General features: G+C 61.0%; 19 protein-coding genes. 11 read left to right on the top strand and 8 right to left on the bottom strand.

Translation table 11 applies throughout. The features are described from left to right. Position 1 precedes the first annotated feature (1 nt). Positions 2-1,198: an amino acid aminotransferase gene (locus ACI2KS_RS26480; RefSeq protein WP_404623982.1), complete on the bottom strand. Its 1,197-nt coding sequence runs from the start codon at positions 1,196-1,198 to the stop codon at positions 2-4. Between the two features lie 336 nt (positions 1,199-1,534). On the opposite strand from ACI2KS_RS26480, the gene uvrB reads away from it, so the two are divergent. The 10 genes from uvrB (at position 1,535) to ACI2KS_RS26430 (ending at position 11,305) form a co-directional block, all read left to right on the top strand. Further along, complete coding sequence (uvrB, locus tag ACI2KS_RS26475; RefSeq protein WP_404623981.1) at positions 1,535-3,550, top strand: excinuclease ABC subunit UvrB; 2,016 nt, start codon at positions 1,535-1,537, stop codon at positions 3,548-3,550. A gap of 17 nt (positions 3,551-3,567) precedes the next feature. Then, positions 3,568-4,113, top strand: a complete 546-nt coding sequence (locus ACI2KS_RS26470; RefSeq protein ID WP_404624031.1) for a GNAT family N-acetyltransferase — start codon at positions 3,568-3,570, stop codon at positions 4,111-4,113. A 212-nt stretch (positions 4,114-4,325) separates the two neighbouring features. Further along, a complete protein-coding gene (locus ACI2KS_RS26465; protein ID WP_404623980.1) occupies positions 4,326-5,522 on the top strand; it encodes an ATP-binding protein in 1,197 nt (398 codons plus the stop codon). A gap of 225 nt (positions 5,523-5,747) precedes the next feature. Continuing rightward, entirely contained in the window at positions 5,748-6,014 is a 267-nt protein-coding gene (locus ACI2KS_RS26460; RefSeq protein ID WP_404623979.1) for a hypothetical protein, read from the top strand. Positions 6,015-6,157: 143 nt separating this feature from the next. Then, on the top strand, positions 6,158-6,418 hold the full coding sequence (locus ACI2KS_RS26455) for a hypothetical protein (protein WP_404623978.1): 261 nt from the start codon (positions 6,158-6,160) through the stop codon (positions 6,416-6,418). Positions 6,419-6,606: 188 nt separating this feature from the next. Beyond that, positions 6,607-7,029: a PACE efflux transporter gene (locus tag ACI2KS_RS26450; RefSeq protein ID WP_404623977.1), complete on the top strand. Its 423-nt coding sequence runs from the start codon at positions 6,607-6,609 to the stop codon at positions 7,027-7,029. A 410-nt stretch (positions 7,030-7,439) separates the two neighbouring features. Continuing rightward, positions 7,440-7,718, top strand: coding sequence for a DUF2790 domain-containing protein (locus ACI2KS_RS26445; protein WP_404623976.1), 279 nt, complete (start codon positions 7,440-7,442; stop codon positions 7,716-7,718). A 314-nt stretch (positions 7,719-8,032) separates the two neighbouring features. Beyond that, the gene (locus tag ACI2KS_RS26440) at positions 8,033-8,866 is read left to right on the top strand and encodes an IclR family transcriptional regulator (protein ID WP_404623975.1); all 834 of its coding nucleotides are present in this window, start codon (positions 8,033-8,035) and stop codon (positions 8,864-8,866) included. 110 nt (positions 8,867-8,976) lie between these two features. Continuing rightward, positions 8,977-9,873: a dihydrodipicolinate synthase family protein gene (locus ACI2KS_RS26435; protein WP_404623974.1), complete on the top strand. Its 897-nt coding sequence runs from the start codon at positions 8,977-8,979 to the stop codon at positions 9,871-9,873. A gap of 70 nt (positions 9,874-9,943) precedes the next feature. Beyond that, positions 9,944-11,305 carry an MFS transporter gene (locus tag ACI2KS_RS26430; protein WP_404623973.1) on the top strand — a complete coding sequence of 454 codons (1,362 nt, stop codon included), beginning with the start codon at positions 9,944-9,946 and terminating at the stop codon, positions 11,303-11,305. 75 nt (positions 11,306-11,380) lie between these two features. Here the strand turns inward: ACI2KS_RS26430 and ACI2KS_RS26425 are convergent, their stop codons facing one another. From ACI2KS_RS26425 to ACI2KS_RS26400, 6 genes are all read right to left on the bottom strand, one after another. After that, positions 11,381-11,692, bottom strand: a complete 312-nt coding sequence (locus ACI2KS_RS26425) for a cupin (RefSeq protein WP_404623972.1) — start codon at positions 11,690-11,692, stop codon at positions 11,381-11,383. 15 nt (positions 11,693-11,707) lie between these two features. Next, positions 11,708-12,478: a class I SAM-dependent methyltransferase gene (locus ACI2KS_RS26420; RefSeq protein WP_404623971.1), complete on the bottom strand. Its 771-nt coding sequence runs from the start codon at positions 12,476-12,478 to the stop codon at positions 11,708-11,710. 65 nt (positions 12,479-12,543) lie between these two features. Further along, on the bottom strand, positions 12,544-13,338 hold the full coding sequence (locus tag ACI2KS_RS26415; RefSeq protein ID WP_404623970.1) for an ABC transporter permease: 795 nt from the start codon (positions 13,336-13,338) through the stop codon (positions 12,544-12,546). Beyond that, positions 13,335-14,036: an ATP-binding cassette domain-containing protein gene (locus ACI2KS_RS26410; RefSeq protein ID WP_404623969.1), complete on the bottom strand. Its 702-nt coding sequence runs from the start codon at positions 14,034-14,036 to the stop codon at positions 13,335-13,337. The genes ACI2KS_RS26415 and ACI2KS_RS26410 overlap by 4 nt, the downstream gene beginning before the upstream one ends. A gap of 907 nt (positions 14,037-14,943) precedes the next feature. Further along, positions 14,944-16,125, bottom strand: coding sequence for an MFS transporter (locus tag ACI2KS_RS26405; RefSeq protein ID WP_404623968.1), 1,182 nt, complete (start codon positions 16,123-16,125; stop codon positions 14,944-14,946). Between the two features lie 272 nt (positions 16,126-16,397). Further along, positions 16,398-17,294, bottom strand: coding sequence for a LysR family transcriptional regulator (locus ACI2KS_RS26400; protein ID WP_404623967.1), 897 nt, complete (start codon positions 17,292-17,294; stop codon positions 16,398-16,400). A 99-nt stretch (positions 17,295-17,393) separates the two neighbouring features. Here ACI2KS_RS26400 and ACI2KS_RS26395 point away from each other — a divergent pair, with 99 nt between their 5' ends. Beyond that, positions 17,394-18,257: an aldo/keto reductase family oxidoreductase gene (locus ACI2KS_RS26395; RefSeq protein WP_404623966.1), complete on the top strand. Its 864-nt coding sequence runs from the start codon at positions 17,394-17,396 to the stop codon at positions 18,255-18,257. 86 nt (positions 18,258-18,343) lie between these two features. Here ACI2KS_RS26395 and ACI2KS_RS26390 read toward each other — a convergent pair whose 3' ends face one another. Continuing rightward, entirely contained in the window at positions 18,344-19,093 is a 750-nt protein-coding gene (locus ACI2KS_RS26390) for a creatininase family protein (RefSeq protein WP_404623965.1), read from the bottom strand. Between the last annotated feature and the right edge of the window lie 2 nt (positions 19,094-19,095).

Raw genomic sequence — 19,095 nt, 5'->3', positions numbered from 1 at the left:
CTTAGATGACCGCCAGAATCGCCTGGGTCACTGCGTCGATGTTGCCCTTGTTCAAGGCCGCGACGCAGATACGCCCGGTGTCCAGCGCGTAAATGCCGAACTCGTTACGCAGGCGATGAACCTGAGCGGTGGTCAGGCCCGAGTAGGAGAACATGCCGCGCTGGCGAGCGACGAAGCTGAAGTCCTGACCGGCTGCATTGTTGGCCAGGCGATGGGTCATCTCTTCACGCATGCTACGGATACGCAGGCGCATTTCACCCAGCTCCTGTTCCCACTGCTGACGCAGCTCAGGGCTGTTGAGCACGGCGGCGACGATGGTCGCGCCGTGGGTCGGCGGGTTGGAGTAGTTAGTGCGGATCACACGCTTGACCTGGGACAGGACGCGGGCGGTTTCTTCCTTGGAGTCAGTCACGATCGACAGCGCACCGACGCGCTCGCCGTACAGCGAAAACGACTTGGAGAACGAGCTGGAAGCGAAGAAGGTCAGGCCCGAATCGGCGAACAGACGCACGGCTGCAGCGTCTTCGTCGATGCCGTCGCCAAAGCCCTGGTAGGCCATGTCGAGGAACGGCACGTGGCCCTTGGCTTTCAACACCTCAAGGACTTTTTCCCAGTCTTCCAGAGTCAGGTCGACGCCGGTCGGGTTGTGGCAGCAAGCGTGCAGCACGACGATCGAACCGCCCGGCAGGTTCTGCAGGTCTTCGAGCATGCCGACGCGGTTCACGTCGTGGGTGGCGGCGTCGTAATAACGATAGTTCTGCACTTCAAAACCGGCAGTTTCGAACAGCGCTCGGTGGTTCTCCCAGCTCGGGTCGCTGATTGCCACAACGGCATCGGGCGACAGTTGCTTGAGGAAGTCGGCACCGATTTTCAGGGCGCCGGTGCCGCCAACGGCCTGCACGGTCATGACCCGACCCGACGCCAGCAGTGGCGACTCGGCACCGAACAGCAGGGTCTGCACCGCCTTGTCGTAGGCGGCGATGCCGTCGATCGGCAGGTAGCCACGGGGAACGTGTTGAGCGACGCGAATCTCCTCTGCCTCGGCAACGGCACGCAGCAGCGGGATTTTCCCTTCTTCGTTGCTGTAGACGCCTACACCCAGGTTGACCTTGGTGGTTCGGGTATCGGCGTTGAATGCTTCGTTGAGGCCCAGGATAGGATCGCGTGGTGCCATTTCGACAGCGGAGAACAGGCTCATTTTTGCGGCGGCTCTGAATGGGGAGTGAATGGGTCGCATCGCTCCGGCCGACTGCACTAGAGCGGTGCACAAACGGGGAGTCAGTATAGAGAGCATCGTCGGCCGGGGCGACAGGCCAGGGCTGGTTTTTTCCAGGTATTTGCGAAATATTTCGACCATTAGTCATGTCCCGGGGACTAATGTCCTGATGGTGGCTTGAAAGCGGACGTTGTGGACTCCATCTGTGTCCCATCACTTCTTTTCATGTGCGTCTTTTCCCCCGGCGGGATCAGTCGTCTGCGCTCATTACGCTCTGGCCCGAAGCTGTTCTGGCGGGAGCGAACACAGAGGTACGTTATGTCCGAGTTTCAGCTCGTTACCCGTTTTGAGCCAGCCGGTGATCAACCGGAGGCGATTCGTCAGCTGGTCGAGGGCATCGACGCCGGCTTGTCGCACCAGACCCTGCTCGGCGTGACCGGCTCGGGCAAGACCTTCAGCATCGCCAATGTCATCCAGCAGGTGCAGCGCCCGACGCTGGTGCTGGCGCCGAACAAAACCCTGGCCGCGCAGCTGTATGGCGAGTTCAAGGCGTTCTTCCCCAACAACGCCGTCGAATACTTCGTTTCCTATTACGACTACTACCAGCCCGAAGCCTACGTCCCGTCGTCCGACACCTTCATCGAGAAGGACGCCTCGATCAACGACCACATCGAGCAGATGCGGCTGTCAGCGACCAAGGCGTTGCTGGAGCGCAAGGACGCGATCATCGTCACCACGGTGTCGTGCATTTACGGTCTGGGCAGCCCGGAAACCTACCTGCGCATGGTCCTGCACGTGGACCGTGGCGACAAACTCGACCAGCGCGCCTTGCTGCGCCGTCTGGCCGACCTGCAGTACACCCGCAACGACATGGATTTTGCCCGGGCGACGTTCCGGGTGCGCGGCGACGTGATCGACATCTTCCCGGCAGAGTCAGACCTTGAAGCCATTCGCATCGAGCTGTTCGACGATGAAGTCGAGAGCCTGTCGGCCTTCGACCCCTTGACCGGCGAGGTCATCCGCAAGCTGCCGCGCTTCACGTTCTACCCCAAGAGCCACTACGTGACGCCCCGCGAAACCCTGCTGGACGCCATGGAAGGGATCAAGGTCGAGCTGCAGGAGCGCCTGGAATACCTGCGTGGCGCCAATAAACTGGTGGAAGCGCAGCGGCTTGAGCAGCGCACCCGTTTCGACCTGGAGATGATCCTGGAGCTTGGCTACTGCAACGGCATCGAAAACTACTCGCGCTATCTCTCGGGTCGTCCTTCCGGCGCGCCGCCGCCCACCCTCTACGACTACCTGCCGGATGATGCGCTGCTGGTGATCGATGAGTCCCACGTCAGCGTGCCGCAGGTCGGCGCCATGTATAAGGGCGACCGCTCGCGCAAGGAGACGCTGGTCGAATACGGCTTCCGCCTGCCATCGGCGCTGGACAACCGGCCGATGCGTTTCGACGAGTGGGAAAGCATCAGCCCGCAGACGATTTTCGTCTCGGCCACCCCGGGGCCGTATGAAGGTGAGCACGCAGGGCGCACGGTGGAGCAAGTGGTGCGGCCGACCGGTCTGGTGGACCCGCAGATCGAGATCCGTCCGGCACTGACCCAGGTCGACGATCTGCTCTCGGAAATCCACAAGCGTGTGGCACTGGAAGAGCGGGTGCTGGTAACCACGCTGACCAAACGCATGTCCGAGGACCTTACCGACTACCTGGCCGACCACGGTGTGCGCGTGCGTTATCTGCACTCGGACATCGATACTGTGGAGCGAGTGGAGATCATCCGCGATTTGCGTCTGGGCACTTTCGACGTGCTGGTGGGGATCAACCTGCTGCGAGAAGGTCTGGACATGCCCGAAGTGTCGCTGGTGGCGATTCTCGATGCCGACAAAGAAGGCTTCCTGCGTTCCGAACGCTCGCTGATCCAGACCATCGGCCGGGCAGCGCGTAACCTCAACGGCCGGGCGATTCTCTACGCCGACCGGATCACAGGCTCCATGGAACGGGCGATTGGCGAGACTGATCGGCGTCGGGAAAAGCAGATCGCGTTCAACCTGGCCAATGGCATCACCCCCAAAGGTGTGGTCAAGGACATCACCGATATCATGGAAGGCGCCACCGTCCCCGGCTCGCGCAGCAAGAAGCGCAAGGGCATGGCCAAGGCCGCCGAAGAGAACGCCAAGTACGAAGCCCAATTGCGCTCGCCGAGCGAAATCACCAAGCGCATTCGTCAGCTCGAGGAGAAGATGTACCAGTTGGCCCGCGACCTGGAATTCGAAGCCGCCGCGCAGATGCGCGACGAAATCACCAAGCTGCGTGAGCGGTTGTTGACGGTCTAGGGAGGGTGGCAGGCGTGATTCAGCGAACGACACAGCGGCTGGTGCTGCGGCCGCCGACCGAGGAGGATTTGCCAAGCCTGTTTGCGATCTATGGCGATCCGGCGACCCATCGGTTCAACCCTGGCGGCCCGCTGACCAGCCTTGAGCAAGCGCGAACGTTGCTTACCGCCTGGCTGGCGCATTGGCAACGCAAGGGGTATGGGCAGTGGGCGATCGCCTGCAGGGAATCCCCGGATCAGCTGATCGGCTTTGGCGGGATCGATGCGCGCAAGTACCTTGAGGTCGAGCGCCTCAACCTGGGTTACCGCTTTGGCACCCAGGCCTGGGGGCAGGGCTATGCCACCGAACTGAGTCGGGCGGCACTCGAGTACGCATTTGCCGAGTTGCAAGAGCCGCACGTCTACGCGGTCGTCAGACCGCAGCACCAGGCGTCGATCCGGGTGCTCGAGAAGGTCGGCATGCAGCGCGTCGACCGCCTGGATGACGTGCCGGGGCAGGCCCTCAGCCTGGTCTACCTAGCTGAGGCTGTGCAGACGATGGGCGGTCTTCAGACGCCGGCATGATCGCGGTTGGCTTAGGCCTGCCGCAGGCGCTCGATGGCATCGAATTTGAGGCAAAAAAACCACTGGCCATTGGCCGGATAGCGCAACTGCCGAGGCAAAGCCTGGGGTATTATCTGCCAGCAATCAGCGAGGCGACTTGAGCCTGTCGTGCCACTGGAAGGCGTCAACCAACACTCTGCTTATCTTCCATTCACTCCAGCCTGGCGACCGGAATGCCCGATACTTCTGACTTTTCTCACGACATCGCGGCGGTCGCCAGAATAGACGCCGTTCCGATCATCCTGAACATGGTCAAGCACGTCACCGGCATGCGCTTTGCCGCGGTGGCTCGCGTCACCGACCATAACTGGGTGGCGCTGGCGGTTGACGATTCGATCAACTTTGGCCTCAAGCCCGGCGGCGAGCTGGTGCTGGAGTCCACCATCTGCCATGAAATCCGGCAGAACAGCCAGCCGGTGATCTTCACTCACGCCAGTGCGCACCCGATTTACGCGCAACATCACACGCCCAGAACCTATCAGCTGGAAAGCTACGCCTCGATTCCCATCATCAAGGCCAATGGCGAGTTTTTCGGCACATTGTGCGCGATCGACACCGTGCCGGCGCATTTCGACGAGAACGCGGTGTTGAAAACCCTGGGGCTGTTTGCCCAGCTGATCGCAATGAATCTGGATTTGCAGGACGATCTGGAAAAGTCTGAAAACGCACTGGCCGATGCCACCGAGTCCGGACGGCTGCGCGAGCAGTTCATTGCGGTACTGGGCCACGACCTTCGAACGCCTCTGAGTGCCATTCGCATGAGCGCCGACCTGCTTGAGGTCAAGCTCGAGGACAAGCGTGAGCGCAGGCTGGCCAGCGCCATTCGCAAAAGCTCACAACGCATGACCGCGCTGATCGAGGATGTCCTTGATTTCGCCCGCGGCAGGCTGGGCGGCGGAATTCCGGTCAAGCGTGCACTGGTCGATGACCTGGAAAGCGTTTTTCATTCCATCATCGCCGAGATCCATGCCTCCGAGCCCGATGCTCAAATCAATCTGAGCATGCTGATTCCCGCCGGCATTTATTGTGATCCCGCCAGAATGGGCCAGCTGTTATCGAACCTGGTGAGCAATGCGGTGAAACACGGCGCGCAGGATTTACCCATCGAGGTCAGTGCAAGAACCGACGGCAGCGATCTGCTGCTGTCGGTCGCCAACCAGGGCGCCTGCATCCCCGAGGCGCTGATGCCGCTGCTGTTTCAGCCGTTCAAACGTTCCGAAGGTGGTAAAAGAGGCGAGGGGCTCGGTTTGGGCCTGTACATCGCCTCGCAGATCATGGAAGGCCACCAAGGTACGATTTCAGTCAGCTCATCGCCCGAACAGGGCACCTGCTTTATCGCGCGGTTCCCCGCCCGGCTGGTGCAGATCTAGCGTTGGCACGAGTGCGAGGGGCCGGATCACCGCCCTGGCGTCGGGCGCCATCGACGCTCATCCGTTTGCGCACCTTCAAGAGATTGAATTTTAACCGCGCTGCCCACTCCCAACTCATGTGGATTGCGTGCTTACCTGACGCCCGAAGCATCGCCAGCGCTACCGATCCTCGAGACCGCAGGCTTACAGGTACGCAGTGATCGCTGTGTACCAGAGGCGCCAATCATGTTCAGTTTTGCCGACGATCCCTTTCTGCCTGCCTCAGCCCAAACACTGGCTGCGCAGGCGTTGCATCGTCTTGAGGCCACTCATTGCGCCGCCGACGCCGTGGAAGTTGCAATCGAGGTCGAGGACTTGATCAAGAACCTGTTGGCCAGCGGTGAGCTGTCGCCGGTACAGGGTATGAGGCTGTATCAGATCTTCGAGGCGGCCCTGGAAATTCACCTGCGCGGGTTTGGCGCAACAGACAGCACACCGCGTCAATTCCCGTAGCGGGCGACTGCTCGCGTGCATCTTGCAAACGCCGCCCAGGCGAATTTCCAGCAAGACATATTGCGCTTTTGACCTTACTCTTCGCAGGGCGCTGCTCCTCGCACCGAACGCTTGCCCTTTGTGCTTGAACCACGGAATACACGATGAATTCTCCAAATTTCAGCTTGCAGGAAGACCTTCAGGTCCTCGGTGAATTGCTCCACAACGCCGCTGCAGCCACCCAGCTAGGTAGTTATTTGCAGAGAATCCAGACCGCGCCGTCCCGCGACCAGCTCAACAAATGGCTGGAGCAGGTCACTGGCTACCTTCAGGCCTTGAACGACTTCAAGTTACTCGATGGCGAGCAGACCATTCTGCTGCGCGAACTGGTCACGCGGGCGCACATGCGAAGCCCGTTGCGCTAAGCGCAACCCTGCGCCCGCTGGCTGTTCTCCCACCATCTCCCATCCTCGACCGTGCGCAGTTGGCCGGCAGGCGCCGCTGGCGGCCTTGCTCGCGCAGGTGGAACTCAGCCATCGGCACAATGCTGGCCGAACGATCAGCTTTTAGGCATAGTGCGCAACTTTATTGCTGATCGCGCAGGGCACCAAACATGCAGGGCATCAAACGCAAACTGGTCTTCGTGACACTGTTCGAGTTGATCGCCGTCGCCTTCAATACCCTGATTCTCACCGCGCTCGGTCACGATGCCGCCCATTCCGGCGGCCTGGCGGTGGCCAGTTCGACCATCGCCATGCTCTGGAACCTGTGCTGGAACAGCGCTTTCGAATATTGGGAGGCCAGGCAAGCGGACCGCACTCGTACGTTCACCCGCCGCGCACTGCACGCCATCGGGTTCGAGGCCGGGTTGCTGGGCATGCTGGTGCCGCTGTTTGCCTATGCCCTGGGTATCGAATTGCTCGATGCACTGGCCTTGAATGTGGGCCTGGTGCTGTTCTTTCTGGTCTACACCTTTACCTTCAACCTGGCATTCGACAGGATTTTTGGTTTGCCGCTCTCGGCCAGACCCGCTTGACGCGGACCGCCGCCTTGGCTGCTGTGTGACGTCAGGCACCCTCGCTATCAGTCGATCGAAATGGGCCAGTGGACGCGAGTCTGATGGCCATCGATGGCGGGAAGTACAGGTATTACAGTCAGTTAGCTGTTTTCGTACTTGAGCAGTCAGCGTTTATTAAAGTCGCGAAGTTGTCGATCTATATAAAGTCCACTGATGTACTTCAAGAGTAGGTAGCCCGGCTTTCAACGCAGGAGTGTAAAGGTGCATTGTCAGAATTGATGTAATCACAATTAACATCATTCCCGGTGATGCGTCTTATCGATTTTTAATATTTATCATTTTCCGAGTTACGCCTGACAATGGGTCCCAGAAGCAAACGCAAAGACGCTTTGCTCAGTTACGAAAAACCTACTTTCTGGAGACTCAAAATGAAATATTTAGCATTCGCAGCACTCTCGATGGTCAGCGTATTCGCCTCGGCCAACGACCTTTCCAGCACCGCAGCCAGCGCTCAGCCAAGCGCTCAGGTCGAGCAGTACAACCGCCACAAAGGCCTGGACGTCGCCAAACTGATCAGCATCAAGAACAGCCAGGATCCTGAAAAAGTAGACGGTCCGGTCAATTCGAAAATGGTCTACGTTGATGGCTCAGGCGTCACTCACAGTCTGGACTACACCATCATGGGTTACGGCCGCCAAAATGGTTGATCGCAGTCGCCCAAGTGGCATTCAACTAGATAGCAACAAATAAAACGCTGCCGCTGATGCAGCGTTTTTTTTTGCTCTTTTATAAGTTTTCGGTTTGCCAATAATAAACGGTGTTTGCGGCAAACTTGCATCACGCTCCCGATGCTTATCAATAAGCAATAAGAATTACGGGGCAGATTGACCGGCGCGCACGACGCTGGAGGCCGGCCGGATGCACGCTTGGCCATTGGCCTGCGCTGGCTCGTGGGCCTTTCCTCGGTGCGGCTGTGCATTACACTGTGGTCAGCGTTCATGTCATCGAATCCGGACTTCCCATGCCCAAGCTGCCTCTCCCCGCCGCCAGTGATGCCCCTGGCGCAGAACCTGAAAAGACCTCGCGTGCCAGCAACCCAAGCCAGGTGATGTCGTTATCGAAGATGCTCGCCATCCTTGAGTGTTTTTCCCGTAACGATCGCGCGCTGTCGGTCATGCAGATTGCAGAGCGCACCGGTCTGCCGCGCCCGACTGTCCATCGCATCGTGTCGTCCATGCGCGCCATCGGTTTCATCGAGCAGGATCGTGACCGCGAGCGCTACAGGATGGGGCTGAAGATCTTCGAGTTGGGCAACGTCGTGCTGGCGAACATGGAAGTGCAGCGCGAGGCGCAGGAGAACATCGCCGCGCTGGTACGGGGCACCGGGCTGGGCGTGCATCTGGGCGTGTTCGACGGCTTCGAGATCGTCATGGTGGATCAGCAGGCCGTGCAGGAAGGCAAGCAGAACCACGTGATCACCCTTGAGAGCGCATCGGTGCACTGCAGCGCCACCGGCAAGGCGAGTCTGGCGTTTCAACCGCAACGCATCATCGACCGGGTTCTGGCCCAAGGCCTGCCGGCCTACACCCGCCATACCCTGACCAGTGCCGAGGCCTTGCTGGCCCAGCTTGAGCAGGTGCGGGTTCGCGGCTACGCGGTGGATCACGGCGAGAGCGAGGAATGGCGCCACTGTGTTGCTGCACCTATCCGAAATGCCGCCGGAAGGGTGTTTGCCGCGATCAGCCTGACCGGGTCCAAAGACATCATAGACGCAGGCGCCGAAGCGGATTTCGCCAATCTGGTGCGGCGTAACGCCGACGATATCTCGCGCAAGCTGGGCTACGTGCCCGAGTAAAAACCCCTTTCTGCAAAGGATCTTCAGGCAAAAGCTGCCGAACGGTCGTTGACGGCTTTTTGGGCAATGTCCATTATGCGGACAAGTTGTTCGCATAATGGAGATAACAAATGAACGATCTATCGCGCTTCACCGGCGTCATCCCTCCGACCACCACGCCGTTCGATCAAAGCGGCAAGATTGATCCGGGTATTTTCAAGGCTCAGATCGAATTCATGCTTGCCAGTGGCGTGCACGGGATCTGCGTCGGCGGCAGCACAGGGGAGGGGCATACGCTCGATTCCGATGAGCTGCGCCTGACCTGGACCAGCGCCGCCGAAGCCTTGAACGGGCAGAAAGCGTTCGTCGCCGGGGTGATCATCAACAGCACCCGCCAGGCCGTTGAGCGCTGCAGCCTGGCCCGCGATTGCGGTGCCGAGGCCCTGCAAGTGACGCCGCCGTATTACGTGTTCAAGCCTTCCGAGGACGCGCTGGTCGAACACTTTCGCACCATTGCCGAGCAGAGCCGTCTGCCGGTGATCGTCTACAACGTGGTGCCCTGGTGTTACCTGAGTCCGGCGTTGCTGTGCCGGATCATGACCGAGGTGCCCGGGGTGATCGGCGTCAAGCAGAGCAACGGCGACCTTAAGCTGCTGGCCGATCTGCTGCTGACCTTGCCAAAAGGAAAACTGGTGCTCACCGCTGTCGACTCTTTGCTTTACTCAAGCTTCGCCCTGGGTGCGCACGGCACGATCGCCGCCAACCCTGCCGCTGTACCGCGTGCGGTGGTGGCCTTGTGGGACGCCGTTCAAGCCGGTGACCACGTGAAAGGGCTGGCATTGCACAAAAAGCTGCTGGCGCTGTGGAACACCATCAGCTGTGATGACCTGCCTGGCTGCGTGAAGTACGTGCAGTCGCTGCAGGGCGTACCGATGTGCTACCCGCGCAAGCCGATGTGCATGCCGGACGCCGCGCGCCGCGCGCGTATCGACCAAGCGTTCGCCGCGCTGGAACTGCCAGCGCTGTAATACGCTGTGCGACCGGGCTGGCGGTGCTGGCCCGGATCCCTGCTCAAAAACAAAAAAAGGGGATACCACCATGACCCAAGCTCAGCCCGTCATGTATGACAGCAGTCAGATTCGGCGCAGCGTGGCAGCCGGCGCCATTGGCACGATCGTCGAGTATTACGACTTCACCCTCTATGCCACCGCATCGGCGTTGGTGTTCAACAAGATATTCTTCACCGATGTCGACCCGCTGATCGGCACGCTGGCGGCGTTCTCGACGTTCTTTGTCGGCTACGTTGCGCGTCCCTTGGGCGGGATGATTTTCGGCCATTTCGGCGACAAGTTCGGGCGCAAGCGCATGCTGATCCTGACCATGATCCTGATGGGCCTCGGCACGTTCGCCATTGGCCTGGTACCCGATTACCGGCATATCGGTATCTGGGCGCCGATCCTGCTGGTGACCTTGCGCCTGTTACAGGGCATTGGCATCGGCGGCGAATACGGTGGCGGCGTGTTGATGGCGATCGAGCATTCCCCGCCGCACAAGCAGGGACTGATCGGCAGCCTGGTGCATATCGGGGTGCCAGCAGGGTTTCTGTTACCCATCGCGTTTCTCGGCCTGATGACGCGGCTACCGGAAGATCAGTTCCTTGCCTGGGGCTGGCGGGTGCCTTTTCTGTTCAGCCTGCTACTGGTCGGGGTCGGCCTGTTCATTCGTTTCAACGTGACTGAAAGTCCTGCCTATGAAGCCTCAAGACAAGAAGCTCCACGCCGCTCGATGCCGTTGGTGGAGGTGCTGCGAGAGCACTGGCGCAAAGTCCTGTTGGGCATAGGCGCGAAGATCGCCGAAAGCGGTTTGTTCAATATCTACGCGGTGTTTGCCATTTCCTATGCGGTGACGACCCAAGGGCTGCCGCGTTCGGCGGCATTGAACGCGGTGTTGCTCGGCTGTCTGCTCGAGTGCCTGACGCTGCCGTTTTTCGGCTGGCTGTCGGACCGCATCGGCCGGGTCAAGGTTTATGCGTTCGGCGGCTTGTTCCAGGTCTGTCTGGCGGTGGTGTTCTTCGGCATGGCGCGAACCGGACTGACCGGGCTGACCGTGGCGATCGTACTGGGGCTGGGCATTGGCCATGGCGCCATGTTCGGGGCGCAGGCGGCGTTCTTCGCCAACCTGTTTCCTGCCCGCATCCGCTATAGCGGCCTGTCGATGGTGCAGCAGATCGGGCCGATCCTCGGCGGAGGCATGTCGCCGCTGATCGCCACGTTGCTGTTGGCCCGTTACGACGGCCTCACCACCGGCGTCACGCTGTACATGATCGCGATCGCCGTTCTCTCGACACTCTGTGCCATCGGACTGGGCTGGATCGTGCGGCCCCGGGCAAGCGATGTGGCGGCTCAAACACGGTTTGTCGACCCGGCGCTGGCGGTCAAGCGACCCTCAACCCATGGATGAGTGATGCCGATGGCATTGGCACTGCGCAGCGCCGATCAGCAGCCAAACCCACGCGTAGCCTGGCAGCTTCGAGACTCAGACGCTGCCTTCGCTTTCCACCACCAGAATGCGCGCAACCCCCAGCGGGTGGGCAACGTGAGCGGTGCCCACCGAGGCGTAGAAAACATCACCGGTTTCAAGCACCGTCGAGTGCTCGACGCCGTGTTCCCTGAAGCGCATTTCGACCCGGCCATCGAGCACCGCGAACACTTCCTGGCCGTCGTTCACATGCCATTGGTACGGCTGGTCGGTCCAGTGCAGGCGGGTGGTGATGCCATTCATGTTGGCGATGTCCAGCGCGGCCCAGGCACGCTCGCCGGTGAACGATTTACTACGGATGATCTTCACGGTTTTTCCTTTGGGTCAGTCCAGCCGACGACAGACGTACGCCTGGGTCTGGTAGGGGAAGTCGATCGTCTCGCGCCCGCGCAGTGCCGGGTGGGAATTGATCAGCTCGCGCAGTTGTTCGGTCACAACGGCTTTGTCGGCGGCAGGCAGGGCGGCGATGAAGCTGACCGACAGGAAGCGGTTCATGATCACCGTCTCGGCGTTGCCGGCGTGGACGTAGTTGAAGCAGCTCAGTTGAGGTTCGGCGAAGTACTGGCCGTCGAACGGCAAGCGCCAGTCGCCTGTGTGAAACCGCGGGGTGTCGCCTTCGTACGGGGTGATGATGCGGGTGATTTCTGCGACCCAGTCCACCGACTCGTCACGTACATTCCAGACCAGCCCCAGCGCCGCACCGGGTTTGAGCACGCGATGGATTTGCGAAAGTGCTGCCTGGCTTGCGAACCAGTGAAACGCCTGCGCGCAGACCAGCGCGTCGGCGGTTGCATCGGCGAGCGGGATGGCTTGCGCGGTGCCCTGGACAATCTGTGTGTCCGGCAGATGCCTGGCGAATTCCGCGCGCATGGCATCCACAGGCTCGACGGCGATCACCTGATCGGTCAATGAGGTGAGGCGCCGGGTGAATTTGCCTGTCCCAGCACCCAGGTCGACTACTGTGGAGTGCGGATGGATGCCCAATACATCCGTGAGCCAGGCGTCCAATGCCTGCGGATAGTCCGGCCGACCCTGGGTATAGGTGCCGGCCTGAGTTGAAAACCCCACTTGGGCTGCTGTGTGAACGACGGGCATGGTCAGCGATCCTCTGTGTGGAAAAGGGGTTACGCATGATGCTACCTGGCAGGGCGGCGCAATGGTCAGCTGCGCAGCACCAGCCGGTGAATCATGAAACGGTGATCGGCCGAGAACAGCCGGCGCAATGTCAGCATCACCGCGCACACCGTGCCCAGGGCCGATCCGGCGGCGATCAGGAACATGATCATGATCTGATAGCGCACCGCATCAACCGGGTTTTCCCCGGCCAATACCTGCCCGGTCATCATCCCCGGCAGGCTGACGATGCCGACCACGGTCATCTGGTTCAGGGTCGGCATCATACCGGCGCGGACCGCCTGCCTGGCCGATGTCTGGGCCGCTTCCCAGCGGGTGCCGCCCAGCGCCAGGATCATTTCAATGGTGTTGCGGCCCGACATCAGTTCCTGGGTCATGCGCTCGATGCCCAACGACACCGCGGTCAGGGTGTTGCCCAGGATCATGCCCAGAATCGGGATGGCGTACTGCGGCTCGTACCAGGGGTGAATACGGATGATCACGAACAGGCCGATGGCAGCGACCAGCCATGAACTGCTCCAGACCGACACCACGCTGTCGAGCAATTGCCCGGCATAGGTGCGTTTGCCTCGGCCCGCCGCAGAGACACCGGCAATCAGCGTCATCAGGCACATCAACGGCAGCACCACATACCAATAGGCGTAGGCGAAGACCCAGCCCAGCAGGTAGCCAACCGCGAGCAACTGCACCACGGTGCGCACCGCAGCCCACAGTAGGCGGCGTTCCAGGTCGAGCTTGAGGATCAACGACAGCGCCCCGTTGATGAGGATCAACGCGGCAGCGATGGACAGATCGATGAAGGACAGGTTCTGGTAATTCATGATTCGCTTCCGGTCTGCAACTGGCCTTTGTTCATCGTCAGGTGCAGGGTACTCATGCGCCTGGCCTGCTCGGGGTCATGGGACACCCAGATGTACGCGCGCGAACCGGAACCGGCGTCGAACCAGTGCTGCACCAGGTGCTCGACCGCCGCCGCCGACTGCGGGTCGAGGGCTGACGTAGGCTCATCGAAGAGCATCACCTGAGGTGTCAGCTGCAGTGTCCGCACCACGGCGACCAGCTGCGATTCGCCGCCTGAAAGATCCCCCGCTGGTTTGTTCAGAAAGGAGGCGTCCCTGCCGGCCTGCGCCAACAGATCGCTGGCCGTCTGCAGGTTGAACGTGCGCTTGCGCAGGCTTTTCAGGGTAAACGGAAACTGCAGGTTATCCAGTACCGAACCTTCGATCAGCGCGGGGCGCTGTGACAGGTAGCAGACGCAGGTGCGGTAAGCGGGGATGCCGTCGTTGGCAAGGCTTTTCCCCTGCCAGAGAATGTCACCGGTAGTCGGTGCATCGAGCAGGGCCAGGGTTCGCAGGAAAACACTTTTGCCCGATCCGGAAGCGCCGGTAATCGCCACCTGCGCGCCCGCCATCAAGCTAAAGTCGGTGGGTTTGAGAAGTTGGTTGGCGCCCGTTTGATCCAGACGACTCAAATGCCGGACTTCGAGTAAGGGCTGGGAGGATGCGGCGCTCGATGGCACGGTCGTTCCTTTTGGGCAGGCAGGCTGAGGCGTCGTGCATTATTGCCTGTTCCGCGCGGGCTTGCAGTAAACACGCGCTGGCTTGACGAGGCGCGAACCTGCTTCGGGCCGCAAGATCGCTACCGCCGGCAAGCCGGACTGCTACAGGTGTCGGGGATTTCTGCCGGGAGGGCGTGGGAGATTCTAGGGTCGAGCGCAAACATATTCAGGCCTTTTGCTGATGTATTCGTCCTGAATTCTTCGTCAGGGCGAGTGCAACACGGGCGAGCTTACGTGCCAGGATGACCGACGCTTGATCGCTCCGTTGTAGCGCCTGGCCAAACGCTCCGCGTCGCCTGTTGGGTGACGCAGAGCGTCACGGGCTGCATTCCCACGCGGAGCGTGGGAACGATCCCCCCCCTTGAGCAGCACGGCTTGCCGGCGGTGGGCCCGCAAGATCACTACCGCCGGCAAGCCGGACTGCTACAGGTGTCGGGGGTTTCTGCCGGGAGGGCGGGGGAGATTCTATGGTCGAGCGCAAACATATTCAGGCCTTTTGCTGATGTATTCGTCCTGAATTCTTCGTCAGGGCGAGTGCAACACGGGCGAGCTTACGTGCCAGGATGACCGACGCTTGATCGCTCCGTGGTAGCGCCTGGCCGAACGCTCCGCGTCGCCTGTTGGGTGACGCAGAGCGTCATGGGCTGCATCCCACGCGGAGCGTGGGAACGATCCCCCCTTGAGCAGCACGGCTTGCCAGCGGTGGGCCCGCAAGATCGCTACCGCCGGCAAGCCGGACTGCTACAGGGATGTCGGGGGCTTCTGCCCGGAGGGCGTGGGAGTCTGGCTTGCCGACGATCTGACGCGAAGCGGCAGCAGCTCCTGGCAATCCTGTGTGTCTGACACGGCGCCTCTCTGGCAGCGGGATTTAGGACCTGTACAACTGCCTGACGAGTACCCAGCCGGTCGCGCTCAGGACCAGAAACGCGCCGCCCAGGACAGTTTCGAAATGGCCGACTGTCATGCTCGCCACGGCGCTCATTACACCGCCTGTGACGAATACCGTGGTGTTGAGCATTGACGCCGCGGCGCCTGCGTTGTCGGGCAAGACATCCATCGCGCGTGATGCGGCCACAGGGCGAACGATGCTGGTGCCCAGGGTGCAGATCATCATCGGCAGTAGCACGGTCAGCAGCCCGGGGTCGGTGACCAGATGCAAGCCAGTCAGCACCAAGCCGGCCAGAGCGATAAGCGCCAGTCCGGTCCTGAGCTGTTGCTGATGGCTGACCAGCTTTTGCAATCGACTGGCAACGATTCCGCCTGCGACATAGGCCGCGCCATAGATCAGCAGTACAAACGAGAACTCAAGCTGAGTGAGGCCCATGTTCTCGAGGAAGATCACCGGTGAAATCGCGATAAAAGCAAAGTGACAGGTGAAAGCAATCGCGGCCAGCAACGAAAAGCCCATGAAGCGGCGATTCGAAACGATGCGCACGCAACACCGCCAGAATCCGCTGTTAGAGGGCGCAATGATCGCAGCAGGCAAAGCCCATCTCGCGTGAACAAGTACCAGGCCGGCAATAACCACGAACAGATAAAAACTACCGGTCCAGCCGAAAAGATTTTGCATGAGTGTGCCCAACAGCGGCGCGGTCGAAATGAAGACCCCGCTGGCGGAGGTCATCAATATCCGCACGCGCTCGCGTTCATCATTGCTGAAGATGTCCTGCACCAATGCATTGCTCAGCACAAAACAACCGCAGCCGATTGCCTGAATGCTGCGAAACAAGATAAAGGTTGAGAATTGCGTGCTGCCCAGACAACCCCCCGCTCCGGCGATGGAAACGAGCATGCCGATGATCAACAGGCGCTTGCGGCCGAGCCTGTCCGACAGCGGCCCGAGGAAAAACTGCGATATCGAAAAGCCGATGGCGAAGATGCTGATGGACAGCGCGATGTTCGCCGATGAGGTGTTGAAGTGCGCCGACAGGGCAGGGAACGAGGGGAGCAGGATGTCCAGCGGGAATACCCCGAGCAGCACCATGCTCAGGAGCAAAAGAATGACGGAGACTTTGCTGTGACTGCTGCTGGGGCGTACTGCTGTGTGCATACGGCAATCCTTGTGCCTTGAAAAAAGCCTGTCCTGACGTTCGCCGAGGGTCGCTGCCGGCCGGTCGTTTCAACAACTGAAGTGGCGAACGTACTGCGCGTCAGCAGGTTACGCCCATGAGTCACCGCGTCAATGAACAACCCTGGAGGAGCATTCTCTTAGTGCTGTAGGTGATTTATCCAGCTTTGCCCCACCCTCTATTCGCGTCCGAGCATCAGCGCGGCATTCAACGTCCCCCGCGCATTGGTCGAAATAAAACCCGAGCAGGCGCTTCAACCGGCCTTGATGAAATCCACGAACGCCCGCAATGGCGAAGGCAAGTAATGCCGGCCCGGGTAATGGAGCATCGGTCCGGTAAACGTCTGCCACCAGGGTTCAAGTACCGGTTGCAGGGCGCCGCTTTCCAGGTGCGGGCGCAGCCAGTCTTCGAACAGCGCGACCACGCCCAGCCCGTCGATAGCAGCCTGCACGGCCAGATCGACCCCACCTGCAATGTTCACCAGCAATGGACCGGTCGGGTCGACACGAACGATTTCGCCGTCGCGTTCGTATTCCCACAACGGCGTCGACCCGCTGGGGAATCGGCCGCGCAGGCAGGCGTGGTCCAGCAGCTCGCGCGGGTGCTCAGGTCGGCCTCTGGCACGCAGGTAGGCAGGGGAGGCGGCGGTGGCAAAGCGTTGGAACCTGGGGCCGATCGGCACGGCAATCATGTCCTGCTCCAGGCGCTCGTCGTAGCGAATGCCCGCGTCGCAGCCAGCAGCGAGAATGTCGACGAAACTCTCCTCGACGATGACCTCCAGACGGATGTCGGGATGGGCCTTGAGAAATGGCGTAATGATTGCCGGTAGCACCAGCCTTGCCGCACTGGCCGGCACGTTGAGTTTCAGCGTGCCGGAAGGTCGGTCGCGGAAATCGTTGACCACATCCAGCGCCGACTCGACTTCGCCCAGTGCCGGCACGATGCGCTCCATCAGCCGCGCGCCGGCTTCGGTCGGCACGACGCTGCGAGTGGTGCGGTTGAGCAGACGCACACCCAGGCGTGCTTCGATGCGTCGCACTGCATCACTGAGGCTGGAGGCCGATTTGCCGCTCAGGCGTGCGCCCTCGCGAAACCCGCCTGCGTTGACCACGGCCACAAAGGCCAGCAAGTCTTGAATATCTGCCGCCATTGTTCGCTCTCCCGTACAACCCGTGCCGATTGCACCCGATTATCGGTGCGGTGGTCAACGCCTATAGTGGTTGCACCATCTGCGAGAGAGGCACACAACATGAGCAACGCCAGCACAGCAGGCACGTTTTCGATCGGCGAGCGACGCGTCAATCGCATGGGCTACGGCGCCATGCAACTGGCCGGCCCCGGCGTATTCGGCCCGCCAAAAGACTCCAAGGCAGCGATCGCGGTATTGCGCGAGGCACTGGCCCTGGGTGTGAATCACATCGACACCTCGGATTTCTACGGTCCGCACATCACCAACCAGCTGATCCACGAGGCCCTGCATCCCTATGCCGACGATCTGCTCATCGTCACCAAGGTCGGCGCGCAACGTGGCGCCGATGCGTCGTGGAATCCGGCGCAGACCCCGGCCGAACTGACCCGTGCGGTGCATGACAACCTGCGCAACCTGGGGCTGGACGTGCTGGAGGTGGTCAACCTGCGAGCGTGGGGCAACATGCATGCGCCGGGTGAGGAGTCCATCGAGGAGCAGTTCACCGCCCTTGCCGAACTTCAGCGCCAGGGGCTGATCCGTCATCTGGGCCTGAGCAATGTCACTGCCAGCCAGATCAAACAGGCGCAAGCGATCGCTGACGTTGTCTGCGTGCAGAACCACTACAACCTGTCGCACCGCGATGACGAGCAATTGATCGTTGAACTGGGCGAGCAGGGCATCGCCTATGTGCCGTTCTTCCCGCTGGGCGGCTTCACGCCACTGCAATCGGAGACGCTGTCCAGCGTCGCCACGCGCATGGATGCTTCGCCACTGTGCGTCGCGCTGGCCTGGCTGCTGCAACGGGCGCCCAATATCCTGCTGATCCCAGGCACCTCGTCAGTGGCGCATCTGCGGGAAAACCTCAGCGCCAGTGAACTGAAAATCACGCCCGATATGCTGGCTGAACTGAATGGCGTGGCGTAGGCATGACCGGCGTGCCGGGACGAGGGTTCGTGGTCAGTTGATGACCGCGATCGCCGCGATACCGGTCGCAGGCTTGGGGTGCAGTCTCACTGCGGGGCCAGTTCCCGGCTGAAAGCGTCCAGTTCGCGCACCAATCCCTTTGCCGCGAGCATGACCAGTTCACCGCCTTTTTCCGGCGTGGCCAGGTCCGGGTCCGAGCCCATGCGGCCATCGGGGAAGCGTGCGCGGAAGTCGCGGGCTTCGCGAATTGGCCCCATCGGCGCGATTTGTGGCGAGTACGCAGCCGACTTGATCGAGTCCGGATAGGCCCACTGGGTCACGGCGATCTCCGACGGTGTGGCGTGCGCGCCATGGCCGGTCGGGAATTGCTCGTGGGCCAGTCTGCCGACGCCTTCCAGGTCCCACCAGTTGCGCAGTTTCAGCGCGAAGCCTGCCGGGCGACCGGCGAAGCTGGCTTCGGCGTAGAGCTCGGAGAACGCCGCTTCAATGGAGGCGATGTTGCCGCCGTGGCCATTGAGGAAGAGGATTTTCTCGAAGCCGTGGCCGACCAGTGAGCGCGTCCAGTCACCGATGGCGGCGATGAAGGTCGAAGGACGCAGGGAAATGGTCCCGGGGAAGCCCAGGTGATGCTGAGCCATGCCGATGTTGAAGGTCGGCGCGATGAGGATGTCGGCGCTTTTCTGCGCCTCTTGCGCGATGATCTGCGGGCACATCCAGTCGGTGCCCAGCAACCCTGTCGGGCCGTGTTGTTCGTTGGAGCCGATGGGGACCACGATGGTGCGGCTTCGCGTCAGAAATTGCTCGATCTCGCACCATGTCGACAGATGTAAAAGCATGT

Origin of the sequence: Pseudomonas sp. NPDC087358, assembly GCF_044900785.1 — a bacterium.
Taxonomy (GTDB): Bacteria; Pseudomonadota; Gammaproteobacteria; order Pseudomonadales; family Pseudomonadaceae; genus Aquipseudomonas.
The sequence above is the reverse complement of the archived record's forward strand: the minus strand, read 5'-3'. Positions and strand labels throughout refer to the sequence as shown.

What these genes read in the sequence shown, in the direction of transcription:
- ACI2KS_RS26480 (WP_404623982.1), bottom strand. Translation starts at nt 1,198, where the DNA reads ATGAGCCTGTTCTCCGCTGTCGAAATGGCACCACGCGATCCTATCCTG.
- uvrB (WP_404623981.1), top strand. Translation starts at nt 1,535, where the DNA reads ATGTCCGAGTTTCAGCTCGTTACCCGTTTTGAGCCAGCCGGTGATCAA.
- ACI2KS_RS26465 (WP_404623980.1), top strand. Translation starts at nt 4,326, where the DNA reads ATGCCCGATACTTCTGACTTTTCTCACGACATCGCGGCGGTCGCCAGA.
- ACI2KS_RS26460 (WP_404623979.1), top strand. Translation starts at nt 5,748, where the DNA reads ATGTTCAGTTTTGCCGACGATCCCTTTCTGCCTGCCTCAGCCCAAACA.
- ACI2KS_RS26455 (WP_404623978.1), top strand. Translation starts at nt 6,158, where the DNA reads ATGAATTCTCCAAATTTCAGCTTGCAGGAAGACCTTCAGGTCCTCGGT.
- ACI2KS_RS26450 (WP_404623977.1), top strand. Translation starts at nt 6,607, where the DNA reads ATGCAGGGCATCAAACGCAAACTGGTCTTCGTGACACTGTTCGAGTTG.
- ACI2KS_RS26445 (WP_404623976.1), top strand. Translation starts at nt 7,440, where the DNA reads ATGAAATATTTAGCATTCGCAGCACTCTCGATGGTCAGCGTATTCGCC.
- ACI2KS_RS26440 (WP_404623975.1), top strand. Translation starts at nt 8,033, where the DNA reads ATGCCCAAGCTGCCTCTCCCCGCCGCCAGTGATGCCCCTGGCGCAGAA.
- ACI2KS_RS26435 (WP_404623974.1), top strand. Translation starts at nt 8,977, where the DNA reads ATGAACGATCTATCGCGCTTCACCGGCGTCATCCCTCCGACCACCACG.
- ACI2KS_RS26430 (WP_404623973.1), top strand. Translation starts at nt 9,944, where the DNA reads ATGACCCAAGCTCAGCCCGTCATGTATGACAGCAGTCAGATTCGGCGC.
- ACI2KS_RS26420 (WP_404623971.1), bottom strand. Translation starts at nt 12,478, where the DNA reads ATGCCCGTCGTTCACACAGCAGCCCAAGTGGGGTTTTCAACTCAGGCC.
- ACI2KS_RS26415 (WP_404623970.1), bottom strand. Translation starts at nt 13,338, where the DNA reads ATGAATTACCAGAACCTGTCCTTCATCGATCTGTCCATCGCTGCCGCG.
- ACI2KS_RS26405 (WP_404623968.1), bottom strand. Translation starts at nt 16,125, where the DNA reads ATGCACACAGCAGTACGCCCCAGCAGCAGTCACAGCAAAGTCTCCGTC.
- ACI2KS_RS26400 (WP_404623967.1), bottom strand. Translation starts at nt 17,294, where the DNA reads ATGGCGGCAGATATTCAAGACTTGCTGGCCTTTGTGGCCGTGGTCAAC.
- ACI2KS_RS26395 (WP_404623966.1), top strand. Translation starts at nt 17,394, where the DNA reads ATGAGCAACGCCAGCACAGCAGGCACGTTTTCGATCGGCGAGCGACGC.
- ACI2KS_RS26390 (WP_404623965.1), bottom strand. Translation starts at nt 19,093, where the DNA reads ATGCTTTTACATCTGTCGACATGGTGCGAGATCGAGCAATTTCTGACG.